The 24287-nt window shown below is 72.8% G+C and carries 23 protein-coding genes; 4 read left to right on the forward strand and 19 right to left on the reverse strand.

The window, feature by feature from the left end; translation table 11 throughout:
• Positions 1-131: 131 nt before the first annotated feature.
• The 14 genes from ACZ6AA_RS37885 to ACZ6AA_RS37950 all read right to left on the reverse strand — a co-directional run bounded on the left by ACZ6AA_RS37885 (position 132) and on the right by ACZ6AA_RS37950 (position 13992).
• Positions 132-938 (reverse strand): sirohydrochlorin chelatase, encoded by an 807-nt coding sequence (locus ACZ6AA_RS37885; RefSeq protein WP_471462999.1) that lies wholly within the window; start codon positions 936-938, stop codon positions 132-134.
• Between the two features lie 5 nt (positions 939-943).
• Positions 944-1870, reverse strand: coding sequence for an ABC transporter permease (locus tag ACZ6AA_RS37890; RefSeq protein ID WP_471463001.1), 927 nt, complete (start codon positions 1868-1870; stop codon positions 944-946).
• On the reverse strand, positions 1857-2672 hold the full coding sequence (locus tag ACZ6AA_RS37895; RefSeq protein WP_468455836.1) for an ABC transporter ATP-binding protein: 816 nt from the start codon (positions 2670-2672) through the stop codon (positions 1857-1859). The genes ACZ6AA_RS37890 and ACZ6AA_RS37895 overlap by 14 nt, the downstream gene beginning before the upstream one ends.
• A 43-nt stretch (positions 2673-2715) precedes the next feature.
• A complete protein-coding gene (locus ACZ6AA_RS37900; RefSeq protein ID WP_468455835.1) occupies positions 2716-3846 on the reverse strand; it encodes an ABC transporter substrate-binding protein in 1131 nt (376 codons plus the stop codon).
• A 233-nt stretch (positions 3847-4079) separates the two neighbouring features.
• Entirely contained in the window at positions 4080-5435 is a 1356-nt protein-coding gene (locus ACZ6AA_RS37905) for a sulfate adenylyltransferase subunit 1 (RefSeq protein ID WP_471463003.1), read from the reverse strand.
• A 2-nt stretch (positions 5436-5437) separates the two neighbouring features.
• On the reverse strand, positions 5438-6409 hold the full coding sequence (gene cysD / locus ACZ6AA_RS37910) for a sulfate adenylyltransferase subunit CysD (protein WP_468455831.1): 972 nt from the start codon (positions 6407-6409) through the stop codon (positions 5438-5440).
• Positions 6406-7005 (reverse strand): adenylyl-sulfate kinase, encoded by a 600-nt coding sequence (gene cysC / locus ACZ6AA_RS37915; RefSeq protein WP_468455829.1) that lies wholly within the window; start codon positions 7003-7005, stop codon positions 6406-6408. The genes cysD and cysC overlap by 4 nt, the downstream gene beginning before the upstream one ends.
• Positions 6987-7703 (reverse strand): phosphoadenylyl-sulfate reductase, encoded by a 717-nt coding sequence (locus ACZ6AA_RS37920; protein ID WP_471463005.1) that lies wholly within the window; start codon positions 7701-7703, stop codon positions 6987-6989. The genes cysC and ACZ6AA_RS37920 overlap by 19 nt, the downstream gene beginning before the upstream one ends.
• The gene (locus tag ACZ6AA_RS37925; RefSeq protein ID WP_385709073.1) at positions 7700-7879 is read right to left on the reverse strand and encodes a hypothetical protein; all 180 of its coding nucleotides are present in this window, start codon (positions 7877-7879) and stop codon (positions 7700-7702) included. The genes ACZ6AA_RS37920 and ACZ6AA_RS37925 overlap by 4 nt, the downstream gene beginning before the upstream one ends.
• A complete protein-coding gene (locus ACZ6AA_RS37930; protein ID WP_468481087.1) occupies positions 7876-9582 on the reverse strand; it encodes a nitrite/sulfite reductase in 1707 nt (568 codons plus the stop codon). The genes ACZ6AA_RS37925 and ACZ6AA_RS37930 overlap by 4 nt, the downstream gene beginning before the upstream one ends.
• Positions 9583-9697: 115 nt before the next feature.
• Complete coding sequence (locus tag ACZ6AA_RS37935) at positions 9698-9781, reverse strand: putative leader peptide (protein WP_318657890.1); 84 nt, start codon at positions 9779-9781, stop codon at positions 9698-9700.
• Between the two features lie 274 nt (positions 9782-10055).
• Positions 10056-10628 carry a GNAT family N-acetyltransferase gene (locus tag ACZ6AA_RS37940; RefSeq protein ID WP_468455824.1) on the reverse strand — a complete coding sequence of 191 codons (573 nt, stop codon included), beginning with the start codon at positions 10626-10628 and terminating at the stop codon, positions 10056-10058.
• Between the two features lie 137 nt (positions 10629-10765).
• Positions 10766-12067, reverse strand: a complete 1302-nt coding sequence (locus ACZ6AA_RS37945) for a GAF domain-containing protein (RefSeq protein WP_468456355.1) — start codon at positions 12065-12067, stop codon at positions 10766-10768.
• Positions 12068-12357: 290 nt separating this feature from the next.
• Complete coding sequence (locus tag ACZ6AA_RS37950) at positions 12358-13992, reverse strand: acyl-CoA dehydrogenase family protein (protein ID WP_468455822.1); 1635 nt, start codon at positions 13990-13992, stop codon at positions 12358-12360.
• Between the two features lie 17 nt (positions 13993-14009).
• On the opposite strand from ACZ6AA_RS37950, the gene ACZ6AA_RS37955 reads away from it, so the two are divergent.
• Positions 14010-15146, forward strand: coding sequence for a YihY/virulence factor BrkB family protein (locus tag ACZ6AA_RS37955; RefSeq protein WP_468455820.1), 1137 nt, complete (start codon positions 14010-14012; stop codon positions 15144-15146).
• Positions 15147-15208: 62 nt separating this feature from the next.
• Here the strand turns inward: ACZ6AA_RS37955 and ACZ6AA_RS37960 are convergent, their stop codons facing one another.
• Positions 15209-16081, reverse strand: a complete 873-nt coding sequence (locus ACZ6AA_RS37960; RefSeq protein WP_471463008.1) for an NmrA family NAD(P)-binding protein — start codon at positions 16079-16081, stop codon at positions 15209-15211.
• 81 nt (positions 16082-16162) lie between these two features.
• Here ACZ6AA_RS37960 and ACZ6AA_RS37965 point away from each other — a divergent pair, with 81 nt between their 5' ends.
• A complete protein-coding gene (locus ACZ6AA_RS37965; RefSeq protein ID WP_468455816.1) occupies positions 16163-17119 on the forward strand; it encodes an AraC family transcriptional regulator in 957 nt (318 codons plus the stop codon).
• Between the two features lie 9 nt (positions 17120-17128).
• Positions 17129-17869: a helix-turn-helix domain-containing protein gene (locus ACZ6AA_RS37970; protein WP_471463010.1), complete on the forward strand. Its 741-nt coding sequence runs from the start codon at positions 17129-17131 to the stop codon at positions 17867-17869.
• 21 nt (positions 17870-17890) lie between these two features.
• Here ACZ6AA_RS37970 and ACZ6AA_RS37975 read toward each other — a convergent pair whose 3' ends face one another.
• Entirely contained in the window at positions 17891-18340 is a 450-nt protein-coding gene (locus tag ACZ6AA_RS37975) for a VOC family protein (RefSeq protein ID WP_471463012.1), read from the reverse strand.
• Positions 18341-18466: 126 nt separating this feature from the next.
• Here ACZ6AA_RS37975 and ACZ6AA_RS37980 point away from each other — a divergent pair, with 126 nt between their 5' ends.
• Positions 18467-18892 carry an NUDIX hydrolase gene (locus ACZ6AA_RS37980; protein ID WP_468455810.1) on the forward strand — a complete coding sequence of 142 codons (426 nt, stop codon included), beginning with the start codon at positions 18467-18469 and terminating at the stop codon, positions 18890-18892.
• Positions 18893-18968: 76 nt separating this feature from the next.
• Here ACZ6AA_RS37980 and ACZ6AA_RS37985 read toward each other — a convergent pair whose 3' ends face one another.
• The 3 genes from ACZ6AA_RS37985 to ACZ6AA_RS37995 all read right to left on the reverse strand — a co-directional run bounded on the left by ACZ6AA_RS37985 (position 18969) and on the right by ACZ6AA_RS37995 (position 24231).
• Positions 18969-19742 (reverse strand): hypothetical protein, encoded by a 774-nt coding sequence (locus ACZ6AA_RS37985; RefSeq protein WP_468455808.1) that lies wholly within the window; start codon positions 19740-19742, stop codon positions 18969-18971.
• A gap of 72 nt (positions 19743-19814) precedes the next feature.
• On the reverse strand, positions 19815-21212 hold the full coding sequence (locus ACZ6AA_RS37990; protein WP_471463014.1) for a prenyltransferase/squalene oxidase repeat-containing protein: 1398 nt from the start codon (positions 21210-21212) through the stop codon (positions 19815-19817).
• Positions 21213-21348: 136 nt separating this feature from the next.
• On the reverse strand, positions 21349-24231 hold the full coding sequence (locus ACZ6AA_RS37995) for a glycoside hydrolase family 2 TIM barrel-domain containing protein (protein ID WP_471463016.1): 2883 nt from the start codon (positions 24229-24231) through the stop codon (positions 21349-21351).
• Positions 24232-24287 lie beyond the last annotated feature (56 nt).

Below are 24287 nucleotides of genomic sequence, written 5' to 3' on the forward strand. Positions count from 1 at the left end.
GGGGCGGTGGGGGCTGGGCGCGCAGTTCCCCGCACCCCTTGCGGGGCCGGTCGTGGTGTTTCGTCTGCGGGTGGTGGAGGTTGCGCGCGCGGTATCCCGCGCCCCTTGCGGGGCGCTTCCTGGGGCCGTGGTCAGCCTGCGGCTCGTAGGGCGGGGGGTGGCGGGGCCGTGATGTTCCTCGCACGGGTGGGTGGGTGGGAGAGATCCGCCGCGAAGCGGTGGCACGAGTCGAAGCGGTCCAGGAGGAGGCGGGCGACCAGGGGGGAGTCCCCCAGCACGTCCGCGAGGACATCCGCCTCGGCCGCGCCCCGGGCGATCCGGTCGGGCAGGAAGCCCGGGGCGAGGACGTACGGCGCTACGGCGACCCGGCGCACCCCGGGCGTGGCACGGAGCAGGCGCACCGCCTGCTCCGTGCGGGGAAGAGTCGCGGAGGCGAACGCAGGCCGCACGGCGCACCAACCGGTGTGCCGCCACTCCCGCGCGATGTCAGCGATCACTGCGATCGCCTCCGGGTCGGTCGAGCCCGCCGAGGCCAGGACGACCCCGGTCGTGGGCTTGTCGGCGGGGTCGAGCCCCGCCTCGTACAGCCGCGTCTCGAGCGCGGTGAGGAGCAGCGGCGAGGGGCCGAGCACCCCGGCCTGGCGCACCCGCAGGCCCGGCGGGGCCGCCCGCAGCACCGCCGGGATGTCGGCCTTCGCGTGGAAGGCGCGGGTGAGGAGGAGGGGCAGCGCGACGACGTCACGTACCCCCTCCTCGGCGAGGGAGTCGAGGACGGACGGCACGGACGGGGTGTTGAAGTCGAGGAACCCCACCTCCACCCGAAGGTCCGGCCGCAGGCCCCGCACCGTGCGCAGGAGCGCCCGCACGCTCGCGGCATGCCGCGGATCACGGCTGCCGTGCGCGACGACCAGCAGGACGGGACGGAACGGAGGGCGCATGGGGATCAGCTCTTCACCAGCAGGCCGCGACTGCGCAGCACCCACCGCTCAAGGGGACTGAAGATGAGCAGGTCGATGGCGATGCCGACGATCAGAATGAGCAGGATGGCGAGGAAGACCTGGGACATGCTGCTGTTGGTGCGGCCCGCTTCGAGGAGCTGGCCGAGGCCGATGCCCAGGTCGGGGGACTGCGCGATGATCTCCGCGGCCATCAGGGAGCGCCAGGAGAACGCCCACCCCTGCTTCAGGCCCGCCACATAGCCGGGCAGCGCCGCGGGCATGACGATGTGCCAGGCGCCGCGCAGCCCCCGCGCGCCGAGGGTGCGCCCCGCCCGCAGGACCAGCGGCGGGATCTGGTCGACGCCCGCGACCAGGCCGTTGGCGATGGAGGGCACGGCGCCGAGCAGGATCACCGCGTACATCATGGAGTCGTTGAGCCCCAGCCAGATCACGGCCGGCGGCACCCACGCCACCGACGGCAGCGACTGCAGGCCGGACAGGATCGGGCCGATGGCCGCCCGCACGAAGCGGATCCGCGCCACGATCAGGCCGAGCGGGGTGCCGATGGCGAGGGCCATCAGGAAGCCGAACAGACCGCGCTCGACGCTCGTCCAGATGTATTCGAGCAGGGTGCCCTGCCGCCAGGAGGCCTCGACCTCGTCCCACACCGCCGCCGGCGCGGGCAGCTTGTAGCTGTCGGTGACCTTCGCCCAGACCAGGACCTGCCACACCACGAGGACGAGGACGACGGCGGTGATCGGCGGCAGGACCTTCTGGACCAGGGTCTCGCGCAGCGGGGTGCGCCGCGTCTGCACCGTGTCCAGGGCGTCGAGGCCCGCCTCGAGACCGGCCAGGTCGTGCGAGTCCGCCGGGCCGTCCGCCTTCGCCGGGCCGTCCGTCGTCGCGTCCGTCGTCGTGTCAGTGCTGCCCATGGCGGCGGATCTCCCCACGCAGTTGTTCGGTGATCTCGACGGAGAGTTCCGCCACGGCCGTGTCCTCGATGCGGCGCGGCTGCTCGATGTCGACCTGCCACTCGTGCGCCACCCGGCCGGGCCGCGACGAGAGCAGCACGACGCGCTGGGCGAGCCGCACCGCCTCGCGGACGTTGTGCGTGACGAACAGGACCGAGACGCCGGTCTCGCGCCAGACGCGCATCAGCTCGTCGTGCAGGACGTCCCGGGTGATGGCGTCGAGGGCCGCGAACGGCTCGTCCATCAAGAGGAGTTGGCTGTCCTGGGCGAGCGCGCGGGCCAGCGCCACGCGCTGGCGCATGCCGCCGGACAGCTCATGCACCCGCTTGCCGTGGGCACCCTTCAGACGGACGAGGGCGAGCAGCTCCTCGGCCCTGGGCCGCCGCTCCGCCTTCGGCACGCCGCGCAGTCTGAGGGCCAGCTCGATGTTCTTGCCCGCGGTGAGCCACGGGAACAGCGCGTGCTCCTGGAACATCAGGGCGGGCCGCCCGTCGGTGGCGATGGTGCCCGCGGTGGGCCGGTCGAGCCCGGCCGCGAGGTTCAGCAGGGTCGACTTGCCGCACCCGGAGGCTCCCAGGAGGGTGACGAACTCACCGCGCGCGACATCGAGCGTGATGTCGTCGAGGACGAGCTGCTGCCCCGCCGGAGTGGCGAAGGACTTCGAGACGTGCTCGATGCGCGCGGCGACGTCGAGCGTCGCGACCTCGTCTACGGCACCTTCCGCGGACTTGGCGGGTGTGGTCTTGGTGAGCGTGGTGGCCATGGTCGTCACCTCCTGGGATCCCTGAACAGGCTCTGTTCCGTGCCTACTTGACGCCGAGTCCGGCGTCGTCGACCGCGGGCCTGCCCGCCGCCTTCAAGACCTTGCCGAGCGGCTTCAGGTCGTAGATGCCCTTCAGGTCGGGCTTCTCCAGCAGGCCCGCCTTGACCGCGTGGTCGGCCTCGGAGTCGAGCGTCGCGGCCAGCGGGTCGTCGGTGAACTGGATCGACTTCCACGCCGGGTCGATGACCTCGGGCGGCAGCGCCTTGCCGGAGAGCTGCTTCAGCTTGGCGTTGGCCGCGGCCTTCGCCTTCTGCGGGTTGTCCTTGATGAACTGGTTGGTCTTCACCGAGCCCCGCAGGACTGCCTCGACGACCTTCGGGTGCTTCTTCAGGAACTCCTGCGACACGATGATGTTGGTGATCACGAACTTCTTGTCCGGCCACAGGTCGGACTCGTCGAGGAGCACCTTGCCGCCCTCGGCGACCAGCTTGGACGCGGTCGGCTCCGGCACCCACGCGCCGTCGATCGAGCCGGACTTGTAGGCGTCCGGGGTGATCTTGTTGTCGGTGCGGACCACGGAGACGTCGCCCTTGCCGCTCTGGGCGTCGACCTTCCAGCCCTTCTCCTTCACCCAGTTGAGGAAGGCCACGTCCTGGGTGTTGCCCAGCTGCGGCGTGGCGATCTTCTTGCCCTTGACGTCGTCGAGGGACTTGACCTTGTCGGGGTTCACCACGAGCTTCACGCCGCCGGACGCCGAACCGCCGATGATGCGCAGGTTCTTGCCCTGGGACTTGGTGTAGCCGTTGATCGCCGGGGACGGGCCGATCCAGCCGATGTCGATGGACTTCGAGTTCAGCGCCTCGATTTCCGAGGGACCGGCGTTGAACTGCGCGTACGTCGCCTTGGTGCCGCCCAGCTCCTTCTGCAGGATGCCTTCCTGGTCGCCGACCAGTGCCGTGCCGTGCGTGAGGTTCGGGAAGTACCCGATCTTCACCGTGTCCAGGCCCTCGATCTTCTTCGCGTTGGCGGCGATCTTGGCCTTGCCGCTGTCGTCGGAGTCGGAGTCGGAGCCGTAGCCGCAGGCGGAGAGGGTCAGGGCGAGCAGGGGGAGCGCGGCGGCGGCTCCGAGGGCGCCGCGGCGGCGGGCGGTGCGGGACGAGCGGTAGGCGAGCACGGGAGGGGTTCCTCTCGTTGGCCCGGCGGTCACAGCCTCAGGGCGTGGCCGGGAGCAGGTCGGCGGATCTTCGTCTGCGTGCGAAGGGACGGCGGGGGGTGCGGGCGCGCAGGCAGTGCGCGTACGTCAGCGCGCACATCGCGCGACCCCGCCCTGCCCGCTGCCCAGCGCGCCGCTGCCGACGCGTCCGCCCTCCTTGGCGAACGTCGCGTACACATCGATGGAGGTCATGGTCAGAAGTCCCAGCCCTCGTCGTCCGCGGGGGCGCCATGGGCGTCCTCTGCCTTGGCGAAGGCCTCGCCCGCCATGCCCGCGGCCAGCGTCGTGCCGTCCGCCGGGTCGATGAGCAGGAAGGAACCGGTGCGGCGCGAGTCGGCGTACGCGTCGAGCGCGAGCGGCTCCGCGGTGCGCACCAGGACCCGGCCGATGTCGTTGGCCACGAGCTGCCCGGGGTTCGGATGCTGGGACAGGTCGTCCAGCGTGAGCCGGGACGGGATCTGCTTCACGATCGCCTTGACCGTGCGGGTGGTGTGCTTGAGCAGCACCCGCTGGCCCACCACGAGCGGGGTGTCCGCGACATGGCAGACGGTCGCCGCGATGTCCTGGGTGGTCGACGGCGTATCACTGCTCGGGACGATCAGATCACCCCGTGAGACGTCGATGTCGTCCTCCAGGAGCAGGGTCACGGACTGCGGGGTCCACGCCACGTCCACGGGCTTGCCGAGCAGGTCGATGCCCGCGACCTTCGACGTCCGGCCCGACGGCAGCACGGTGACCGACTCGCCGACCCGGAAGGTGCCCGCGGCGATCTGGCCCGCGTACCCCCGGTAGTCCGGGTGCTCGGCGGTCTGCGGCCGGATCACGTACTGCACCGGAAGGCGTGCGTGGCAGCTCGTCAGGTCGTGGCTGACGGGCACGGTCTCCAGGTGCTCCAGGACCGTCGGGCCGCCGTACCAGTCCATGTTCGACGACGGCTCCACCACGTTGTCCCCGGCGAGCGCGGAGATCGGGATCGCGGTGATCTCCGGAACCCCCAACTCGCCCGCGTACGCGGTGAAGTCCTCCGCGATCTTCGCGAACACCGGCTCCGCGTACGCGACCAGGTCCATCTTGTTCACGGCGAGCACCACGTGCGGCACGCGCAGCAGGGCCGCGACGGCGGCGTGGCGGCGGGTCTGTTCGATGACGCCGTTGCGGGCGTCGACGAGGACCACGGCCAGGTCGGCCGTCGAGGCGCCGGTGACCATGTTGCGGGTGTACTGCACATGGCCCGGGGTGTCCGCGAGGATGAAGCGGCGCCGGGGCGTGGCGAAGTAGCGGTACGCCACGTCGATGGTGATGCCCTGCTCCCGCTCGGCCCGCAGGCCGTCGGTGAGCAGCGCCAGGTCCGGGCCCTCGGCGCCGCGGCTGCGCGAGGCGTGCTCGACGGCCTCCAGCTGGTCGGCGAGGACCGACTTGGAGTCGTGCAGGAGACGCCCGACGAGCGTGGACTTGCCGTCGTCGACGGAGCCCGCGGTGGCGAACCGCAGCAGCGTGGTCGCGGACAGACCGGCGAGTTCTCCGGCGGCGGTGTCGATGGTGCTGGTCATGGCTAGAAGTACCCCTCGCGCTTGCGGTCTTCCATCGCGGCCTCGGAGAGCTTGTCGTCGGCGCGGGTCGCGCCGCGCTCGGTGAGCCGGGACGCGGCGATCTCGGTGATCACGGCCGCGAGCGTGGTCGCGTCGGAGTCGACGGCGCCGGTGCAGGACATGTCGCCGACCGTGCGGTAGCGCACCTGGCGCCGCTCGACGTTCTCGCCGTCCTTCGGGCCGCCCCAGTCGCCCGCGGTCAGCCACATGCCGGAGCGCTTGAAGACGTCCCGCTCGTGCGCGAAGTAGATCTCCGGCAGCGCGATGGACTCGCGGGCGATGTACTGCCACACGTCCAGCTCGGTCCAGTTGGACAGCGGGAAGACCCGGACGTGCTCGCCGGGGGCGTGCCGGCCGTTGTACAGCTGCCACAGCTCGGGGCGCTGGCGGCGCGGGTCCCACTGCGAGAACTCGTCACGCAGCGAGAACACCCGCTCCTTGGCGCGCGCCTTCTCCTCGTCGCGCCGCCCGCCGCCGAAGACCGCGTCGAACCGCTCGGCCTGGATCTTCTCGGTGAGCGGCAGCGTCTGCAGCGGGTTGCGGGTGCCGTCGGGGCGCTCGCGAAGCACCCCGCGGTCGATGTAGTCCTGCACGGACGCCACGTGCAGGCGCAGCCCGTGCTCCGCCACCACCCGGTCGCGGTACTCGATGACCTCGGGGAAGTTGTGCCCGGTGTCGACGTGCAGGAGCGCGAAGGGGACCGGCGCCGGGGCGAAGGCCTTCAGCGCCAGATGCAGCATGACGATGGAGTCCTTGCCGCCGGAGAACAGGATCACCGGCCGCTCGAACTCGCCCGCGACCTCGCGGAAGATGTGCACGGCCTCGGACTCCAGGGCGTCCAGGTGCGACAGCGCGTACGGGCTGTCGCCCACCGGACTCCCCTCGGCGTCACCGGAGTTCCCGGTGCCCTCGTTGACGCTGGCGGCGGTCGTCATGCCAGACCCCTTTCGTTGAGCAGCGCGAGAACAGCCGCCGCGGACTCCTGCACGGTCTGGTCCTGGGACTCGATGCGCAGATCGGGCGACTCGGGCTCCTCGTACGGGTCGTCGACACCGGTGAGCCCCGATATCTCGCCCGCGGCCTGCTTGGCGTACAGGCCCTTCACATCCCGTACGGAGCAGACCTCCACCGGCGTGGCCACGTGCACCTCCAAGTAGGCGGTGCCGCCCGCCTGGTGGCGCTTGCGGACCGCCTCGCGGCTGTCCGTGAACGGCGCGATCACCGGGACCAGCGCCAACACGCCGTTGCGGGCGAGGAGTTCGGCGACGAAGCCGATGCGCTGGACGTTGGTGTGCCGGTCCTCGCGGCTGAAGCCGAGGCCCGCGGAGAGGAACTCGCGGATCTCGTCGCCGTCGAGGACCTCCACCCGGTGGCCGCCCGCGCGCAGGGTGCGCGCCAGCTCGTGGGCGATGGTGGTCTTGCCCGCGCTGGGCAGGCCCGTGAGCCAGACGGTGGCTCCGGTCACGTGGGTCTCCTGAAACGTTCGCGGCGGCTGAGGTGTCTGAGGGGCCGTCATCCGTGCAGCCCGCATTCGGTCTTGGCGCGGCCGGCCCAGCGTCCCGCGCGGGCGTCCTCGCCGTCGAGGAGGCGCCGGGTGCAGGGCGCGCAGCCCACGGAGCCGTAGCCGTCCATGAGCAGCGGATTGGTGAGGACGCCGTGTTCGGTGACGTACGCGTCCACGTCGTCCTGCGTCCAGCGGGCGATCGGCGAGACCTTGACCTTCCGGCGCTTCTCGTCCCAGCCGACGACCGGCGTGTTCGCGCGGGTCGGGGACTCCTCGCGGCGCAGGCCGGTCGCCCACGCGACGTACCCGGTCAGGCCCTCTTCGAGGGGCTTGACCTTGCGCATCGCGCAGCACAGGTCCGGGTCGCGCTCGTGCAGCCGGGGGCCGTACGCGGCGTCCTGCTCGGCCACGGTCAGGTCCGGTGTGAGCGTGATGACGTTGACGTCCATGACGGCCTCGACGGCGTCGCGGGTGCCGATGGTCTCCGGGAAGTGGTAGCCGGTGTCGAGGAACACCACGTCCACGCCGGGCCGGGCGCGCGCGGCCAGATGGGCGACCACCGCGTCCTCCATCGACGAGGTCACGCAGAACCGCGCGCCGAAGGTGTCCGCGGCCCAGCGGAGGATGTCGAGCGCGGAGGCGTCCTCCAGGTCGCGCCCGGCCTGCTCGGCGAGCGCCCGCAGCTCGGCCGCGGCCGCTGTGTCGGGCTCCTGAGCTGTTGTCATATCGGTTCCCCTCCAGGGTCGTTGCGCTGAAGTCCACGGGTCAGCAGCCCGAGGAACTTCAACTGGAAGGCGCGGTTGCACGCCGCGCATTCCCACGCGCCGTGGCCCTGCTCGCTCGGACGCAGGTCCTCGTCGCCGCAGTAGGGGCAGTAGAAGGGGGCGGCGCGCTCGCTCACGACAGCGCCTCCTCGGAGGCCCGGGCCGCCCAGGTGGCGAACCGCTCGCCGTCCTCGCGCTCGGCCTGGAACCGCTTGAGCACGCGCTCCACGTAGTCCGGCAGCTCGGCGGAGGTGACCTTCAGGCCGCGCACCTTGCGGCCGAACCCGGCCTCCAGGCCGAGCGCGCCGCCGAGGTGCACCTGGAAGCCCTCGACCTGGTTGCCGTCGTCGTCGAGGACGAGCTGGCCCTTGAGGCCGATGTCGGCGACCTGGATGCGGGCGCAGGCGTTCGGGCAGCCGTTGATGTTGATGGTGATCGGCTCGTCGAACTCCGGGATGCGGCGCTCCAGTTCGTCGATGAGCGAGGCGCCGCGCGCCTTCGTCTCGACGATCGCGAGCTTGCAGAACTCGATGCCGGTGCAGGCCATCGTGCCGCGCCGGAACGACGACGGACGGACCGTCAGGTCCAGCGACTCCAGGCCCTCGACCAGCGAGTCGACCTGGTCCTCGGCCACGTCGAGCACGATCATCTTCTGCTCGACGGTGGTCCGCAGGCGGCCCGAGCCGTGCGCCGCGGCCAGGTCGGCGATCTTCGTCAGTACGGTGCCGTCGACGCGGCCCACGCGCGGGGCGAAGCCGACGTAGAACCTGCCGTCCTGCTGCCGGTGCACGCCGACGTGGTCGCGCCAGCGCTGGACCGGCTGGGCGGGGGCGGGGCCGTCGGCCAGCTTGCGCAGCAGGTACTCGTCCTCGAGGACCTGGCGGAACTTCGCCACGCCCCAGTCTGCGACGAGGAACTTCAGCCGGGCCCGGGTGCGCAGCCGGCGGTAGCCGTAGTCGCGGAAGATCGAGATGACGCCCTCGTAGACGTCCGCCACGTCCTCCAGGGGCACCCACGCGCCGAGCCGCTGGCCGATCTTGGGGTTGGTGGAGAGGCCGCCGCCGACCCACAGGTCGAAGCCGGGGCCCAGCTCGGGGTGGACGACGCCGACGAACGCGATGTCGTTGATCTCGTGCGCCACGTCGAGGAGCGGCGAGCCGGAGATCGCGGACTTGAACTTGCGGGGCAGGTTCGAGAAGGCCGGGTTGCCGACGATGCGGCGCTGGATCTCGTCGACGGCGGGCGTGCCGTCGATGATCTCGTCCTCGGCGATGCCCGCGACGGGCGAGCCGAGGATGACGCGCGGGGTGTCACCGCAGGCCTCGGTCGTGGACAGACCCACGCCCTCCAGGCGGCGCCAGATCTCCGGCATGTCCTCGATGCGGATCCAGTGGTACTGGATGTTCTGCCGGTCGGTGATGTCGGCGGTGCCGCGTGCGAACTCCTGCGAGATCTCGCCGATCACGCGCAGCTGGTCGGTGGTGAGGCGGCCGCCGTCGACGCGCACCCGCAGCATGAAGTACTCGTCGTCCAGCTCCTCCGGCTCCAGGATCGCGGTCTTGCCGCCGTCGATCCCGGGCTTGCGCTGGGTGTACAGACCCCACCAGCGCATCCGGCCGCGCAGGTCGTTCGGGTCGATGGAGTCGAAACCGCGCTTGGAGTAGATCGTCTCAATGCGTGTCCGCACATTGAGACCGTCGTCGTCCTTCTTGAACTGCTCGTTTCCGTTGAGCGGGGTGAAGTGACCGACAGCCCACTGGCCCTCGCCACGGTGGCGGCTCGCCTTGCGCCGGGGCGCGCGGGGGGCGGCGGTCGCGGTGTCTTCAGGGTTGGCAGCCATGGGTGTATGTCCTTCACAGCGGGCTGAGAACGGCTCTGACCTGCACACTCGCGCAGAAGGCGCGGCGGTGCGCTGGAATGGGGTCAGACAGGGGAAAGCGGCGGTGCTGGGTTTCTCAGCTCGCCGGACACATGGCGCTGGACATGCGGCCGAGGTCGACGTGACGTCGACTCACCAAGGCGGTTCCAGCTCGAGACATGACGGAAGCGTGGCACGCGCCTTTCGGCGCAGTCCACCTCTGTCCGCATCCTGGACGTATGCGTCCCGCATCATGGACAGACCATGGAGGCCGCGCCCCCGTTCCCCCGCTTTTTCGGCGCTCCGCGCCTTGTCCTCAATCGCCGGACGGGCTCGATTTTCCCGCCGTGCGCTCTTCGCCGCCGGAGATTTTCAGCCCGTCCGGCGTTTGAGGACGAGGCGCGGAGCGCCGATCAGGGCGCCCCCGGCCGAGGGTGACTGTGACGTCCCGTGCGTCAGCCGCGCGCCTCCGCCCCGGGCCACGGGCCGGGGGTGACCTGCTCGGCCTGCTCCGAGACCTCCGTGTGGAAGAGCTTGAAGCCCCGCCGCAGGTAGTTGTCCATCGCATGGTCCCCGTCGAGGCTGCACGTGTGCAGCCACACCCGCTTCGTGGCCGGCCGCCCGGGCCACCGCTCCGCGAGGTCCCACGCGCGGGCCGTCCCGTACGACAGGAGGTGCCCGCCGATCCGCCGCCCCCGGAACGCCGGGATGAGGCCGAAGTAGACGATCTCGACGACGCCGTCGTCCTGCGGGTCCAGCTCCACGTACCCTGCGGGGGTACCCCTGTCGTAGGCCACCCAGGTCTCCACGCCCGGCCGGGCCAGGTGCTCCTGCCACTGCGCGTAGCTGAGGGAGAGCCGGTCCACCCACGTGATGTCGGCGCCGACGGACGCGTAGAGGAACCGGCTGAACTCGGGTGACGGCACCTCGGCCCGCACGATCCGGATGTCGCCGTCCGGCGCGGCGGCCGGGAGCAGATCGGTCGGGGCGGTCTGTTCGAGGGACCAGGTGGTGAGGGTGATACTCATGCCGGTCAGGCAATCATGCGAGGTGGGGGCGGGCCAAGGCGGATTCCTGGGGGTCGCGTGAGCCGTCCCCGGGCCCTGGGAGCGGCGGCCGCCGACCCTCATGACTCGTGTAAGTCGGCCCAGCGGGCCCGCCCCCGTCAAGGCTCCGCCGCCGCCCGCGCCCGCAGCACCGCGGGGGCGAGGGAGTGCGGGAGCAGCCGGGAGGGGTCGTCGGGGAGCAGCAGCTGGACGTCCGTGTCCTCCTGGAAGCGGTACGGGCGGTGGGCGAGCAGGCCGCCCAGATAGCGCCGCACGCGGGACAGCTCCGCGCGGACCGTCACCGTGCGCGCCGGGTCGCCGAACAGGTCCGAGGCGAGCCCCGCGGCCGTCCGGCCCGAGCGGTGCACGGCAAGCAGATACAGCAACTCGGCGTGCCGGGGCGACAGTTCATGGGTCCAGCAGTCCGCGCTGCCGGTGACGGTGACCGTCCAGCGGTGCGCCGCCGCGACGTCCACCACCACCCGCGTCCCGGCCTCCGGCCCGGCCACGTCCCGCTCCTCGTCGTCCAGGCGCAGCAGCCAGCCGCCGGGCAGCGGTGCCACCGTGCACATGCCGAGCGCGGGCAGCCGGGCGCGGCCGTCGGCGAGGGACTTGGGCAGGGCGAGCCGGTCCACCGGCGGCATGCCCGTGACCGCCGCCGTCCAGCCGTGGCTGTCCACCGCGACGGCCCGCCCGGCCATCCGGGCGAGCACCGGCGCGGCCACCGAGCGCAGCCGGTCCAGGGCCGTCAGATGCGCCTCGCGCAGCCGTGCCTCGGCGAGCTTGGCGACCGAGGAGACCAGGGCGAGCGTCGCCGGGTGCATGGTGTCGAGCGGACCGCTGATGTCGACCACGCCGAGCAGCCGCCCGTCCCTCGGGTCGCTGATCGGCGCGCCCGAGCAGGTCCAGCGGTGGTGCGTGCGCACGAAGTGCTCGGCGGAGAAGACCTGCACGGGGCGCCGGGCCACCAGCGGCGTGCCGACGCCGTTCGTGCCGACGATGCTCTCCCGCCAGTCGGCGCCTATCTCGAAGCCGTGCCCGTCGGCCATCCGCAGCACCGACTTGTTGCCCTCGCGCCACAGCAGCCGCCCCTCGGCGTCCGCGACGACCATGATGTGCTGCGCCACGTCCGCGACCGAGAGCAGCCCCTCGCGCAGCACCGGAAGCACATGTCTGAGCGGCGACGCCTGCCGCCGCCGCTCCACCTCGTCCGTGCTCAACACGCCCGAGCGGAAGTCGTGTTCGGGGTCGACACCGCTCGCCAGCATCCGGTCCCAGGACGCCCCTATCTCGGGGCGGGGCCCGACGCGGGGCCGCTGCCCGGCGATCCTGGCGTCGCGCACCTCCCGCAGCAGCTGTGCGGCCTGCGCGGTCTTCACGGCCGTCAGCCGTTCGAGGTCGAACGTCGCGTGCGTGTTCATCACCGGTTCCTCCCGCTCCCCGAGCCCGCCGACAGAGGGGGACACGCCATCCATCGTGCCCTTCCGGGCGCGCCGAGGGACATGCTTCACCCAGGTCGTACGATCCCGGACCCGCACACCGTCCAGAGTTGCAACCCTCTGCAACTCTGGCGAACAGTCGTGCGGTGTTTGAAACTTGGCCGTGCGCCGCCCAGTGCGGCGCCCGTCCCGACGGGGCCTGAAAACCGGGGGTGGTGCCGTGTCGGCGCAGCACCACCCCCGTGACAGCGCCCGTCGGGCCCGAACCCCCCTCAGAGCCGCACGGCCGCCCGCTCCACCACCGCACCCAGGTTCAGGCTGTGCGGCAGCGTGCCGAACGCCGCGCCCCAGTCCCCGCCGAGCCGGGACGCGCAGAACACATCGGCGACCTCCGCCGGGGCGTGCCGCACGAGCAGCGAGCCCTGGAGCACCAGCGCCATCCGCTCCACCAGGCGCCGTGCCCGCGCCTCGACGCCGTTCAGGTCCGCCAGCTCGGTCAGCAGGCCCTTGATCGCACCGTCCAGGCGGTGATCGGCCCCGCGCGCCGCGCCCACCTCCTCCAGGAACGCGGCCAGCGCCTGCGGCTCCCGCTGCAACGCCCGCAGCACGTCGAGGGCCTGGACGTTGCCCGAGCCCTCCCAGATCGAATTCAGCGGTGCCTCGCGCAGCAGTCGCGGCATCCCCGACTCCTCGACGTACCCGTTGCCGCCCAGGCACTCCAGGGCCTCACCGGCGAGCGGCGTGCACCGCTTCGTCACCCAGTACTTCGCGGCCGGCACCGCGAGCCGCAGGAACGCCCGCTCCTGCTCGCTCCCGTCGTCGTACGCGGCCGCGAGCCGCAGCGCGAGCGTCGTCGCCGCCTCCGACTCCACGGCCAGATCGGCCAAGACGTTGCGCATCAGCGGCTTGTCGACGAGCTTGCCGCCGAACGCCTCCCGGTACGTGGCGTGGTGCACGGCCTGCGCCACCGCCTGCCGCATCAGCGCAGCGGAGCCGATGACACAGTCGAGCCGGGTCGCCGCCACCATCTCGATGATGGTGCGCACCCCGCGCCCCTCGTCCCCGACCCGGCGCGCCCAGGTCCCGTCGAATTCGACCTCGCTGGAGGCGTTCGACTTGTTTCCGAGTTTGTCCTTCAGACGCTGAATGCCGAATACGTTCCGGGAACCGTCGTCGAGGATCCGTGGCACCAGAAAACAAGTGAGCCCTTCCGGCGCCTGCGCGAGGACGAGGAAACCGTCCGACATCGGCGCGGAGCAGAACCACTTGTGCCCGACGAGTTCATACGTGCCGTCCTCGGCGAGCGCCCGCGCCCGCGTCGTATTCGCCCGTACGTCACTGCCGCCCTGCTTCTCCGTCATGCCCATCCCGAAGAGCACGCCCGCCTTCTGCGCGGCCGGCCGCAGCCCCTCGTCGTACACCGTGGACGTCAGCCGCGGCTCCCACTCGGCGGCGAGCGCCGGGTCGGCGCGCAGCGCGGGCACCGCCGCGTGCGTCATCGACACCGGACAGCCGTGCCCGCCCTCCGTCTGCGTCCACACCAGGAAGCCCGCCGCGCGCCGCACATGCCCGCCCGGGCGGTTCCACGCCGCCGTCAGGCCCGCGCCGACCGCCTTGCCGAGCAGCCGGTGCCAGGACGGATGGAAGGACACCTCGTCGATCCGGTTCCCATACCGGTCATGCGTGTGCAGAACGGGCGGATTCTCGTTCGCGAGCACCCCCCACTCCTGCGCCTGGGCCGAACCCGCGGTGCGGCCGAGCGCGGCCAGCTCCTCGCGGGTCGCCTCCAGGAGCGACGGGTCGAGATGCCGTTCGACCCCCTCCACCAGAGCGCGGTCGGACGTGAAGACGTCATATCCCACCAGGGGCGGAGCCTGGTTGGTCACTGTGTGGGTGGTGGCTGCCATGCCGCTACGGTAAGGAGGTGCACCAGGCAAAAGAAACACCCGGGCGGCCACACGGTCGCTGGAAACGGGCCCGCGCTCTCTACCGCAACGTCTCCAAGCGCAGGACCGCCTGGCTGCTGCTGAAGGACACCGTCAACTCCTGCATCGAGTACCGCGTCCTCGGGCTCGCGGCGGAGGCGGCGTTCTTCACGCTGCTGTCCGTGCCGCCGCTGCTGCTCAGCCTCATCGGGCTGCTCGCGTACGTGGACCGGTGGACCGGCGCGGACACCATCACCAGCGTCGAGAACAACATCCTGGAAGCATCCCGGACGATCCTCTCCGACAAGGGCGTCCGCGAGATCGCGCAGCCGATCCTCGAGGACGTCATGAAGGTCGGGCGGCCCGACGTCATCTCCATAGGGTTCCTCTTCGCCCTCTGGTCCGGCTCGCGCGCCGTCAACGTCTTCATCGACACCATCACGGTCATGTACGGACTCGACGGTGCCCGCGGCATCGTCAAGACCCGGCTCCTCGCCTTCGGGCTCTTCCTCGTCGCCCTCGTCATCGGGTCCGTCGCGCTGCCGCTGATGGTGGCCGGGCCGGACGCGGTGGTGAAGCTGGTGCCGGGCTCGGCGACGGTCGTCCAGATCCTCTACTGGCCCGTCGTCACCCTCCTCTCCATCATCTTCCTCACCACCCTCTACCACGTGTCCGTGCCCGTGCGGTCGCCCTGGGTGGAGGACATGCCCGGGGCGCTCATCGCCCTCGGCATGTGGGTGCTCGGCAGCTTCCTGCTGCGCATCTACCTCACCAGCACCGTGGAAGGGCCCACGATCTACGGCTCGTTGGCCGCGCCCGTCGCCGTGCTCCTGTGGATCGGGATCTCCGCCTTCGCCGTGCTCGTCGGCGCCGCCGTCAACGCCGCCATAGACCGGGTGTGGCCGTCGGTCGCCACGGCCTCCGCGCGTGAGGCCAATGAGCGGGTACGGGAGGCCAAGGCCGCCGAGCTGATCGCGCGGGCGGCGGCCGCGCGGGCCGCCGAGGATCCCGACGACCCCGACATGCCCTCGGAGTTCCCCGAGCGCTGGTCCCGCTTCCTGCCCCCCGACGACGTCTCGTCCCGCCTCCGCACGCACCATCCCAAACGCAACGGTGACCACCCCGAGGAGCCCTAGCCCCTGGGCTCCGTCGGACGCCCCCGGATGAGGTGGGTGCCCCGTCCGGGGCGCGGTCGACGTCACTGCTTCCAGGTCTCCGCCGCAGCCCCCTCCCGGACGAAGTCCGAGAATTCCCTCGGGGCGCGGCCGAGTATTTCCTGGACGCCGTCGGAGATATGGGCGTTGCGACCGTCGAGGTTGGTTTCGAAGAGCTCGATGAGGAAATCGACCTCCGCGCCGGGGACGCCGAATTCACGCAGGGCGGCACCGTATTCACGGGCGGGCACGGGCACGTACCCGAATTCCCGCCCGACGGCGGCGGAGACCTCGGCGACCGCGTCCCGGAAGGACAGCAGACGCCCGCCACTCACCTCGAGAACCCGCCCGGCATACCGCTCACCCGCGCCGAGCACGGCGAGGACGACATCCGCGATGTCCCGCGCGTCGATGAAGGGCTCAAGCACCTCACCCCCGGGAAAAGCCAGCTCCCCGCTCTCCCGCATGGCGTCGGCCAACGGCCCTTCGCTGAGGTTCTGGGCGAACCAGCTGGCCCGCACGACGGTCCACCGCGCCCCGGGCACCGCGAGGGCGTCCTCCGTGGCGTGGGCCTGGTCCTCCCCGCGCGCCGAGAGGAGGACGAGGTGGCGCACCCCCAGCTCGACGGCCTGCCGGGCGAACGCGCCGACGGCCTCGGCGGCACCGGGCGCACCGACGTCGGGCTGGAAGGCGAGGAACGCGGCGTCGGCACCCCGCAGGGCGTCCGTCCAGGTCGAAGCGTCGTACCAGTCGAACCGCACCGCGCCGGACCGCGAAGCGGACCGCACCTCGTGCCCCGCGGCCCGCGCGGCCTCGGCGACCCGGCTGCCGACCCGCCCGGTCGCCCCGGTGACGAGGATCGTGAGCGGCGCCCGAGCGCCCTGCGTGTGCTGCGTGTTCTGCTCGTTTGTCGTCATGGCCTCATTCAACTGCCGGTCCCCGCACGGGAGCCATCCGTCAGCGGCTCACCCGCATACGCGTGCGTCTACGCTGCCCCCATGGACGTACTCGCAGGTCTGCTCGAGGGCCCCCGCGCCCGCGGCGCCTTCATGCTCCGCGCGTGTTTCGAGCCGCCCTGGTCGGTCCGGATCGCCGACCGGGCCCCCGTCTCGGTCATGATCATGGTGGCCGGTGAGGCCTGGGTCGTCCCGGAGAACGCGGACGGCACCCCGCACCCCGACCGGCCGCCCCGGCTGATCCGCCCCGGCGACGTGGCCATCGCCCGCGGCCCCGACCCCTACCTGGTCACGGGCGACCGGGCGACCCCGCCCTTCGGGGAGATCGGCCCCGGCCAGTCCTGCGCCCCGCTGAACGGCGCCCCCGAGGGCCACTACGCGATGCTCGGCCTGCGCCGCTGGGGCCAGCCCGACGGCGACGTCCAGATGCTGATCGGGACGTACCAGATGCGGGGCGAGATCACCGGGCGCCTCCTCGACGCGCTGCCGCCGCTGCTCGTCCTGCCGACAGAGGTGTGGGACTGCCCGCTCACGCCGTTCCTCGCGGAGGAGATCGACAAGGACGAGCCGGGCCAGGAGGTCGTCCTCGACCGCCTCCTGGACCTGCTGCTCATCGCGGCCCTGCGCGCCTGGTTCTCCCGCCCGGAGGCCGCTGCCCCGGCCTGGTACGTGGCCATGGGCGACCCCGTCGTCGGCCCGGTCCTGCGGCTCCTCCAGGACGACCCGGCGCACCCCTGGACGGTCGCCTCGCTCGCCGCCAAGGCGGGCGTCTCGCGGGCCGCCCTCGCCCGGCGCTTCAGCGAACTGGTCGGCGAGCCGCCGATGACGTATCTGACCGGCTGGCGGCTCGCCCTCGCCGCCGACCTGCTGCGCGACAGCGAGCTGACGATCGCCTCGATCGCCCGCAAGGTCGGCTACGGCAGCGCGTTCGCCCTGTCCAGCGCCTTCAAGCGGGAGTACGGCGTCAGCCCGCAGGAACACCGCACGGGCGCGTCGTAGCCTGGGGACATGGCGGTCGGCACAGGCAGCGACGAGGGTCCGGTGCCCGCGTACGCCGAGCGGCCCTCCGGGGTGCTGCCCGGCGCCGTCGTGTGGACCAAGACGGCCGCACCGGACGCCGCCCCCGCGGCCGCGCCGGTCCTGCCCGACGGCTGCATGGACCTGCTGTGGACCGAGGGCAGGCTGTTCGTCGCGGGACCGGACACGCACGCGTATCTGCCCGGGGTCCGGGAGCCCGGCCGGTACGTCGGCATCCGCTTCGCGCCCGGCACGGCCCCCGCCGTCCTCGGCGCCCCCGCGCACGAACTCCGCGACCGGCGCGTGGAGTTGGCGGACCTGTGGAGCGCCGCCGAGGTGCGCCGGCTCACCGCGTGCGTGGACGCGGCCGAGGACCCCGTGGCCGCGCTGGAGGCCGTCGCCGGGGAGCGGGCGGCGGACCGGCCGCCGCCCGACCCGCTCCTGACCGAGGTCGTACGCTCGCTCGGCGCGGGCCGCGGGGTCGCCGAGACCGCCGACGCCGCGGGCCTCGGCGCCCGGCAGCTGCACCGCCGCTGTCTGCCCGCGTTCGGCTACGGCCCCAAGACCCTCGCGCGCGTCCTGCGGCTCCAGCGGGCGCTCGCCCTGGCCCGCTCCGGCCTGCCGTACGCGGACACGGCGGCCACCGCGGGCTTCGCCGACCAGGCCCATCTGGCCCGGGACGTCAAGGAGTTGACGGGCATGCGGCTCACCGAGCTGCTCGGCCCCGGCTGACGGGAGGCGCGGCCGCCGGGGTCAGTGCGGCAGCGGGGCGAACAGGTCGGCGCCATTGCCGTCGGGGTCGAGCACCGTCGCGTACCGCTGCCCCCACACCGCGTCGAACGGCTTCAGCTCCGAGCGGTACCCGGCGGCCACCAGCTCCTCGTACACCGCGTCCACGCCCGCCGGAGTACCGCAGTGGAAGGCGAGGCCGATGCGCCCGGCCCCCGCCACCGGCTCCCAGTCGGGGGAGAAGGAGCGGACGGTGGCCTCGGTGTCGAGGGCGAAGCGCGGGCCGCCGGGGACGGTGGCCTCGGCGTGCGGCAGGTCCTCGGCGCCGGGTGGGAAGTCGAGCCCGAGCCTGCGGTAGAAGGCGAGGGACGCCGCCATGTCGGAGGTGACGATCCCCACCATGTCGAGGCGGGGCGTGACGCGGGGCGCGGGGTCCGGGGTGTTCGTGGTCCGTGCGGTGTCGTTGCTGTTCATGCCGGAAAGCGTAGGCAGCGCCTCCGCGCGGGTCTTGAAGGAATCGGACGCGCCGGGGGCGCGCGGGCGGGGCGCGGACGGTGTCCGTGGCTGTCCCGGGCCCCGATTCCTCGCTACGGTGGTGTCATGGCTATCCCTGGCGAGAACCATCTGGCGGCAGCCGTCGTGGCCCACCGGGGCCGCGTGCTGCTCGTACGTCGCAGTGAGACGGAGCGGTTCCTGCCACGCGTGTGGGGGGTGCCCTGCGGGAAGCTGGAACCGGGCGAGAGTCCGCGCGACGGCGTGCTGCGCGAGCTGAAGGAGGAGACCGGACTGCTCGGCCAGGTCGTGCGCAAGGTCGGCGAGTCCTCCTTCGTCAGCCAGTACCGAGGGCATGAGGTCAAGAACTGGCAGGACAACTTCCTCGTCTGTCCGCTCAGCTTCGACGTGACGCTGCCCCACCCCGACCAGGACCACCGCTGGCTCACCCCCGGCGAGCTGGACACGGTCGAGATCGACGACTACAACCGCGAGATCGTGGGCCAGGCGCTGAGCCGCCTGCGCACCCGCTGACCACCCGGGGTTCCCGAGGGCCGTGACCGAGCCCTGAGCGCCGCGACCGTGCCCCGAGGACCGCGCCCCCGGCTGCCTAGGGGTGCGCCAACTCCTCGCTCCCGCCGATCAGTTCGGCGAGCGCCCGCAGCTCCGCCAGATACTCCGCCACCTCCAACGGCTCCTTGGCGTACGCCTGCGCCCGCCCGTCCCGGCCGCCGCCCGCGAACACGTCCGTGTAGCGCCGCCTGTCCGAGCCCGTCTCCAGGAACAGCGTCACCGCCGAGCCCGGCGAGGCGCACCACGCGCGGTGCAGCGCGTACGACGGCAGGGCGTAGCCACTGCCCGTCGTGTACTCGGCGGTCTGCGTCAGCCGCAGCCGGGCCCGGCCCGCGGGTTCCAGGAGCCAGTCGCTGACCTCCGCCGACAGCGACTCGCGGTAGCGCGCGGCCGCCAGCGGGCCGTCGCCCGCCGTCTCGTACAGCTCCATGCCGAGGGTGCCGCGCACCACGAACGAGGCCAGCGCGGAACGGTGGTTGTGGATGTCCTCGCGGCCCGCCCGGTGCGATCCGGGGTGCCAGACGTGCGCGCGCAGCATGTGCCGGGTGCCGACGGGGACGAGCAGCAGCTTGTCGAAGCCGAGGACGTGCCGGTACGAGAGCCGCGCGCACCCCGAGGGGTCGCCGACGCCCGCCGCCAGCTCCGCCACGAGCGCCGAGAGCCGCCCCGGGGAGCCCAGTTCGGCGACGACCGCGCGCGCCGCCCGCACCAGGTCCGCCTCGTCGGGGCCGTCGCGCCCGGCCTGCCCGCCGAGGCCGTCGAGGGCCCCCTCGATCAGCCGCCTGGCCCGCAGCACGTGCCGACCACCCATGCGGTCACTCCGCCTTCCGTCCGTTCCGCGACCCCGCCCGCCGGGACGCGGCGCCGGTTCGAAGACAGGCTCTCAGCGGTCCGGCTGGTACATCCATACGGCATGGGCCCGCAGCGCCGAAAGGCCCTGATAGGTCATCCACATCGGACGGCCGAGATCGTGCCCGTCCCAGTTCCAGATGCCGTCGTCCTGCTGGCGCAGCACACCGGCGACCGCGTCCGCGAGCAGCGTCCGCCACGCCTCCTCCCGGTCCTCGGTCACGGCGATCTCCCACGCCCCGGGCGTCAGGAGGGCCCGCACCATCCACGCGGCCGTGAAGTGCCGTACGAAGAGGACCTCTTGGCGCCAGGAGTCCTGCGGGTGCGGGCGGCGCACCTCCTCCTGCGTGTTGCGCAGGTCCGCGCACGCCTCGTGCCCGGGCATCGGGCAGGACAGGAGCCAGCGGACGCCGTCCTCGCGCGCGGCCCGGGTGTTGCCGTCCTCGCCGAGGACGCGGGCCGCGCGGTCCAGGGCGACGACGGCCTGCGCCGTGTGCGCGGGCGAGGGCCGCGTGGTGTGCGCGGCGGGCCCGCGCAGGGCCGGGCCCCAGCAGCGGCGGTGCTCGCGGGCCGGGTCGGTGATGGTCCGGTCGACCAGTTCGTCCCGCAGCCGGGCGATGGCCGGGGAGTCGGGCGCCGCGCGCATCAAGCCCCGGAGCACCGTCGTCACCACATGCGTGCGGGCGAGCCCGGACGGCTCCAGGTCCGCGGTGAAGCGGGCCGCGCAGCGCGCCGCCTCGTCCGCGAGCCGCGCCGGGTCCGCGCCCGCGCGGGCGAGCGCGCCGAGGACCAGGGCCGTCACCTCGGGCCGCGGTACCGACCCCTGGGAGCGGGCGGCCCAGCCGCCGTCGGGCAGCCGCTGCCGCCACAGCGTCTCCACCAGCTCCGAGGGGTTCAACCGGCCGTCCTGCACGCCGAGTTCGAGGACGAGGTGCAGCCCGTACGCGGTGCCGGTGGGCGTGGGCCGCACCGGCAGGGTCTGCTCGTCGAGGGCGTGCGGCCAGCCCTTGAGCAGGCCGCGGTCGGGGTCGTCGAGGACGGCGAGTTCGGCGTGCAGGGTGCGGTGCGTCGCGGCGGCGAGCGCGGGGAAGGGGCCGGGGGCGTGGGCGGCCGCGCCGGTGCCGGTGGCCGGGGTGCGCGGCGCGGTCGGCGCGCCGTCGTCGTCCGTGCCCGACCTGGCGCGCAGCAGCGCCGCCGCCAGCCAGGCCGCCAGGGCCGTGCCGACGCCGCTGACGCCCGCGACGCCGTACCGCGCGGCGTCCCCGGACAGCTCCGGCAACACGCCCACCAGGGACTGGAACACGGCGTACCCCGCGGCGGCGCAGCCGAAGCCGCCGAGCCAGCCCACGAACCGGCCCTGGCGCGAATCGCCCGGGGGCGGCGGCCCGGGATCCGGTCGGACCGGGCTGCGGCCCAACTGCTGCTGTGACACGGGATGTTCCCTCCCCCCAGGGCGGCGCGTGGGTCGTCGTCCTTCCCAGTCTAGGCGGCCGCAGACGGGTTTCTCCGGGTCAGGAAGGGTCCGGGGCCCGGTGGCCGCGGGGCGCGCCGCCCCGTTCGGGCTTCTCTCACCGCCCCCGTTCGGCCAGGGCGAAGGTGAAGGTGAACTCCGCCGGTTCCGCGTGGAGTTCGTGCTGCGGCAGCACCCCGGGGCCGCACGACTGCGAGCCGATGCCGCGCTGCCCGTGGTCGAGGTGCACCCACACCGTGGGGCCCGGCCTCAGGTCCGTGCGGTGGGTCGCCGCGTCCAGCTCCGCGCTGCTCCAGCGCCGGGCCGTGAACCAGAACTCCGGGTCGCCGGTGATCCGCACCCCGGCGCCGTCGAAGCCGTCGCGCAGCTCCGCCCAGCGGACGTCGGCGCGGGCGCCGTTCTCCTGCGGCCGGACGTACGGCGTCTGCATCCGGTCCACGTGCAGAAACCAACGGCTCACGACGGACGCCGACTTGGTGTCCGGGTACGCCTCGCCGGGGCCGCCGCCGAACCAGTGCGCGTGGCCGAGCGCGGCGGGCAGCCCGAGCCGGACGCCGAGCCGGGGCAGCGGCACCTGCCAGTCGCCCTCCGGCGTCACCGACACCGCGAGCCGCAGGGCCGTGCCGTCGGACGTCCAGCGGTACACGGTACGCAGCGCCAGGTCGCGGGCGGCCGGGGCGACCCGGGTGCGGACGGTGAGCCCGGCCGCGTCCGACTCGACGTCGTCCAGGCGGTGTTGCATGCGGTCCAGGCCCAGCTTGCGCCACAGCGGGCCGTAGCGGGTGTCGGGCTGCCAGGGCGCGCCGTCGTCGTTGTCGGTGGGCACCCGCCACACGTCCAGGCGCGGGGCGGCGGTCAGGGTGAGGTCGGCCAGGGCGCGCAGCTCGCCCGTGCGGGCGTCGAAGCGGCCGGGGCCGAGGGCCATGTCGTAGCCGCGGCGGCGCGGGCGTTCGCCGTCCGCGACGGGCACGGGCGGGCGCGGGGTGACGGCGAAGTCGGCGCGGGCCACCACATGGTCGAGGGAGGTCCAGTTGGTCTCCTCGCAGACCATGGCCGACACGTGCAGCCGGATCTCGGCGCCGCCCACGGCCGGCGGCGGGTCGGGCAGCTTCAGCTCGACGCTCTCGCCGGGGCCCAGCTCGGGCGGCACGTCCAGCGGGCCCGACACCGGGTGCGCCGGGCCGTCCATGAGGTACGTCCACTCGAACGCCAGCTCCGCCAGGTCCGCGAAGTCGTACAGGTTGGTCACCGACACCGTGCCGGACACCGGGTCGTAGGTGAACCGCACCGGCTGGACGACCTGCTTGTAGTCGAGGAGCCCGGGGGACGGCACGCGCTCGGGGAAGCACAGGCCGTCGCAGACGAAGTTCCCGTCGTGCAGCTCCTCGCCGAAGTCGCCGCCGTAGGCGTGCCCGAACTCCGGGTGCTTCAGGCCGTGGTCGATCCACTCCCAGACGAAGCCGCCCTGCAGCCGCTCGTACCGCTCGAACAGGTCCTGGTACTCGCGCAGGCCGCCGGGGCCGTTGCCCATGGCGTGCCCGTACTCGCAGAGGATGAACGGCAGTCGGCGCCGCGCCTCGGGCCCTTCGTCCTCGCCCCGGCCGATGCGTTCGACCTCGGCGTGGTCGGCGTACATCCGCGAGTACATGTCGGTGTCCTGGCAGGAGGGGTCGCCTTCGTAGTGCAGCAGCCGGTCCGGGTCGCGGTCGCGGATCCAGGCGGCCATCGCGCGCAGGCCCGCGCCGGTGCCGCACTCGTTGCCCAGCGACCAGATGATCACCGACGGGTGGTTCTTGTCCCGCTCGACGGTGCGGGCGGCGCGGTCGAGGAGGGCCGGGGTCCAGCGGTCGTCGTCGACGGGGTTGCCGCGCCAGCCCAGCATCGTGAAGCCGTGCGTCTCCAGGTCGCACTCGTCGATCACCCACAGGCCCAGCTCGTCGCAGAGGTCGAGGAAGGCGGGGTGCGGCGGGTAGTGGGACGTGCGGACGGCGTTGATGTTGTGCTGCTTCATCAGCTGGACGTCCGCGCGCATCGTGGCGAGGTCGAGGGCGCGGCCCTTCTCCGGGTGGAACTCGTGCCGGTTCACGCCCCGGAACAGCAACGGCCGCCCGTTGACGGTGATCAGCCCGTCGGTGAGGGCGACCGTCCGGAAGCCCACCCGCAGCGGGATCCGCTCGCCCGCAGTGGCCAGCTGCGCGTCGTACAGACGAGGCCGCTCCGCCGACCACGGCTCGACCGGCACGGTCACGCTCTGCCCGGTCGCGATGTCCACGCCCAGCTCCGGCACCGTCACCCGGCCCGGCACGTCGGAGTCCACGCGCAGCGTGCCCGTGCCCGCCTCGTGGTCGTACGAGGCGTGCGTGAAGAAGTCCCGCGCCGCGCCCTCGGGCCGGTGCAGGAGCGTCACGTCCCGGAAGATGCCGGGCAGCCACCACTGGTCCTGGTCCTCCAGGTACGACCCCGACGACCACTGGTGCACGCGCACGGCGAGGACGTTGCCCTCCGGCCGCAGCAGCTGCCCGACCGTGAACTCGTGCGGGAGCCGCGAGCCCTTGAAGTCCCCGAGCGGCGTGCCGTTCAGCCACACCCGCGCGCACGAATCGACCCCGTCGAACCGCAGCACCGCGTCCCCCTCCGCGGGCCACCCCGCGGGCAGGTCGAAGCCGCGCAGATGGTCACCCGTGGGGTTCTCCGTCGGCACCCGCGGCGGGTCGACGGGGAACGGATACATCTGGTTGGTGTAGCGGGGCGCGCCGTGGCCCTGGAGGACCCAGTGCCCGGGCACGACGACCTCGTCCCAGGCCGCGGCGTCGAACCCGGCGGCGGCGAACGACTCGTCGAGCCCGTACGCGCCGGGGGAGAGCCGGAACCGCCAGCTCCCGTTCAGTGAGAGCACGGCGGCGTCCGAGCCCGCGTACCACGCGCGGGGTGCGAGACCGCCGGTGCCGGGGGACACGTCCTCGTGGTGGGGAAGTTCCATGGGTCCATCACAACCCGCGGAAGGTGCGGTCTCAATTCTTTGCGTCGGCAGGTTGT

It is taken from the genome of Streptomyces sp. NPDC040610 (assembly GCF_055594065.1).

What these genes read in the sequence shown, in the direction of transcription:
- ACZ6AA_RS37885 (WP_471462999.1), bottom strand. Translation starts at nt 938, where the DNA reads ATGCGCCCTCCGTTCCGTCCCGTCCTGCTGGTCGTCGCGCACGGCAGC.
- ACZ6AA_RS37890 (WP_471463001.1), bottom strand. Translation starts at nt 1,870, where the DNA reads ATGGGCAGCACTGACACGACGACGGACGCGACGACGGACGGCCCGGCG.
- ACZ6AA_RS37895 (WP_468455836.1), bottom strand. Translation starts at nt 2,672, where the DNA reads ATGGCCACCACGCTCACCAAGACCACACCCGCCAAGTCCGCGGAAGGT.
- ACZ6AA_RS37905 (WP_471463003.1), bottom strand. Translation starts at nt 5,435, where the DNA reads ATGACCAGCACCATCGACACCGCCGCCGGAGAACTCGCCGGTCTGTCC.
- cysD (WP_468455831.1), bottom strand. Translation starts at nt 6,409, where the DNA reads ATGACGACCGCCGCCAGCGTCAACGAGGGCACCGGGAACTCCGGTGAC.
- cysC (WP_468455829.1), bottom strand. Translation starts at nt 7,005, where the DNA reads ATGCGGGCTGCACGGATGACGGCCCCTCAGACACCTCAGCCGCCGCGA.
- ACZ6AA_RS37920 (WP_471463005.1), bottom strand. Translation starts at nt 7,703, where the DNA reads ATGACAACAGCTCAGGAGCCCGACACAGCGGCCGCGGCCGAGCTGCGG.
- ACZ6AA_RS37930 (WP_468481087.1), bottom strand. Translation starts at nt 9,582, where the DNA reads ATGGCTGCCAACCCTGAAGACACCGCGACCGCCGCCCCCCGCGCGCCC.
- ACZ6AA_RS37935 (WP_318657890.1), bottom strand. Translation starts at nt 9,781, where the DNA reads ATGTCTCGAGCTGGAACCGCCTTGGTGAGTCGACGTCACGTCGACCTC.
- ACZ6AA_RS37940 (WP_468455824.1), bottom strand. Translation starts at nt 10,628, where the DNA reads ATGAGTATCACCCTCACCACCTGGTCCCTCGAACAGACCGCCCCGACC.
- ACZ6AA_RS37945 (WP_468456355.1), bottom strand. Translation starts at nt 12,067, where the DNA reads ATGAACACGCACGCGACGTTCGACCTCGAACGGCTGACGGCCGTGAAG.
- ACZ6AA_RS37950 (WP_468455822.1), bottom strand. Translation starts at nt 13,992, where the DNA reads ATGGCAGCCACCACCCACACAGTGACCAACCAGGCTCCGCCCCTGGTG.
- ACZ6AA_RS37960 (WP_471463008.1), bottom strand. Translation starts at nt 16,081, where the DNA reads ATGACGACAAACGAGCAGAACACGCAGCACACGCAGGGCGCTCGGGCG.
- ACZ6AA_RS37965 (WP_468455816.1), top strand. Translation starts at nt 16,163, where the DNA reads ATGGACGTACTCGCAGGTCTGCTCGAGGGCCCCCGCGCCCGCGGCGCC.
- ACZ6AA_RS37970 (WP_471463010.1), top strand. Translation starts at nt 17,129, where the DNA reads ATGGCGGTCGGCACAGGCAGCGACGAGGGTCCGGTGCCCGCGTACGCC.
- ACZ6AA_RS37975 (WP_471463012.1), bottom strand. Translation starts at nt 18,340, where the DNA reads ATGAACAGCAACGACACCGCACGGACCACGAACACCCCGGACCCCGCG.
- ACZ6AA_RS37980 (WP_468455810.1), top strand. Translation starts at nt 18,467, where the DNA reads ATGGCTATCCCTGGCGAGAACCATCTGGCGGCAGCCGTCGTGGCCCAC.
- ACZ6AA_RS37985 (WP_468455808.1), bottom strand. Translation starts at nt 19,742, where the DNA reads ATGGGTGGTCGGCACGTGCTGCGGGCCAGGCGGCTGATCGAGGGGGCC.
- ACZ6AA_RS37995 (WP_471463016.1), bottom strand. Translation starts at nt 24,231, where the DNA reads ATGGAACTTCCCCACCACGAGGACGTGTCCCCCGGCACCGGCGGTCTC.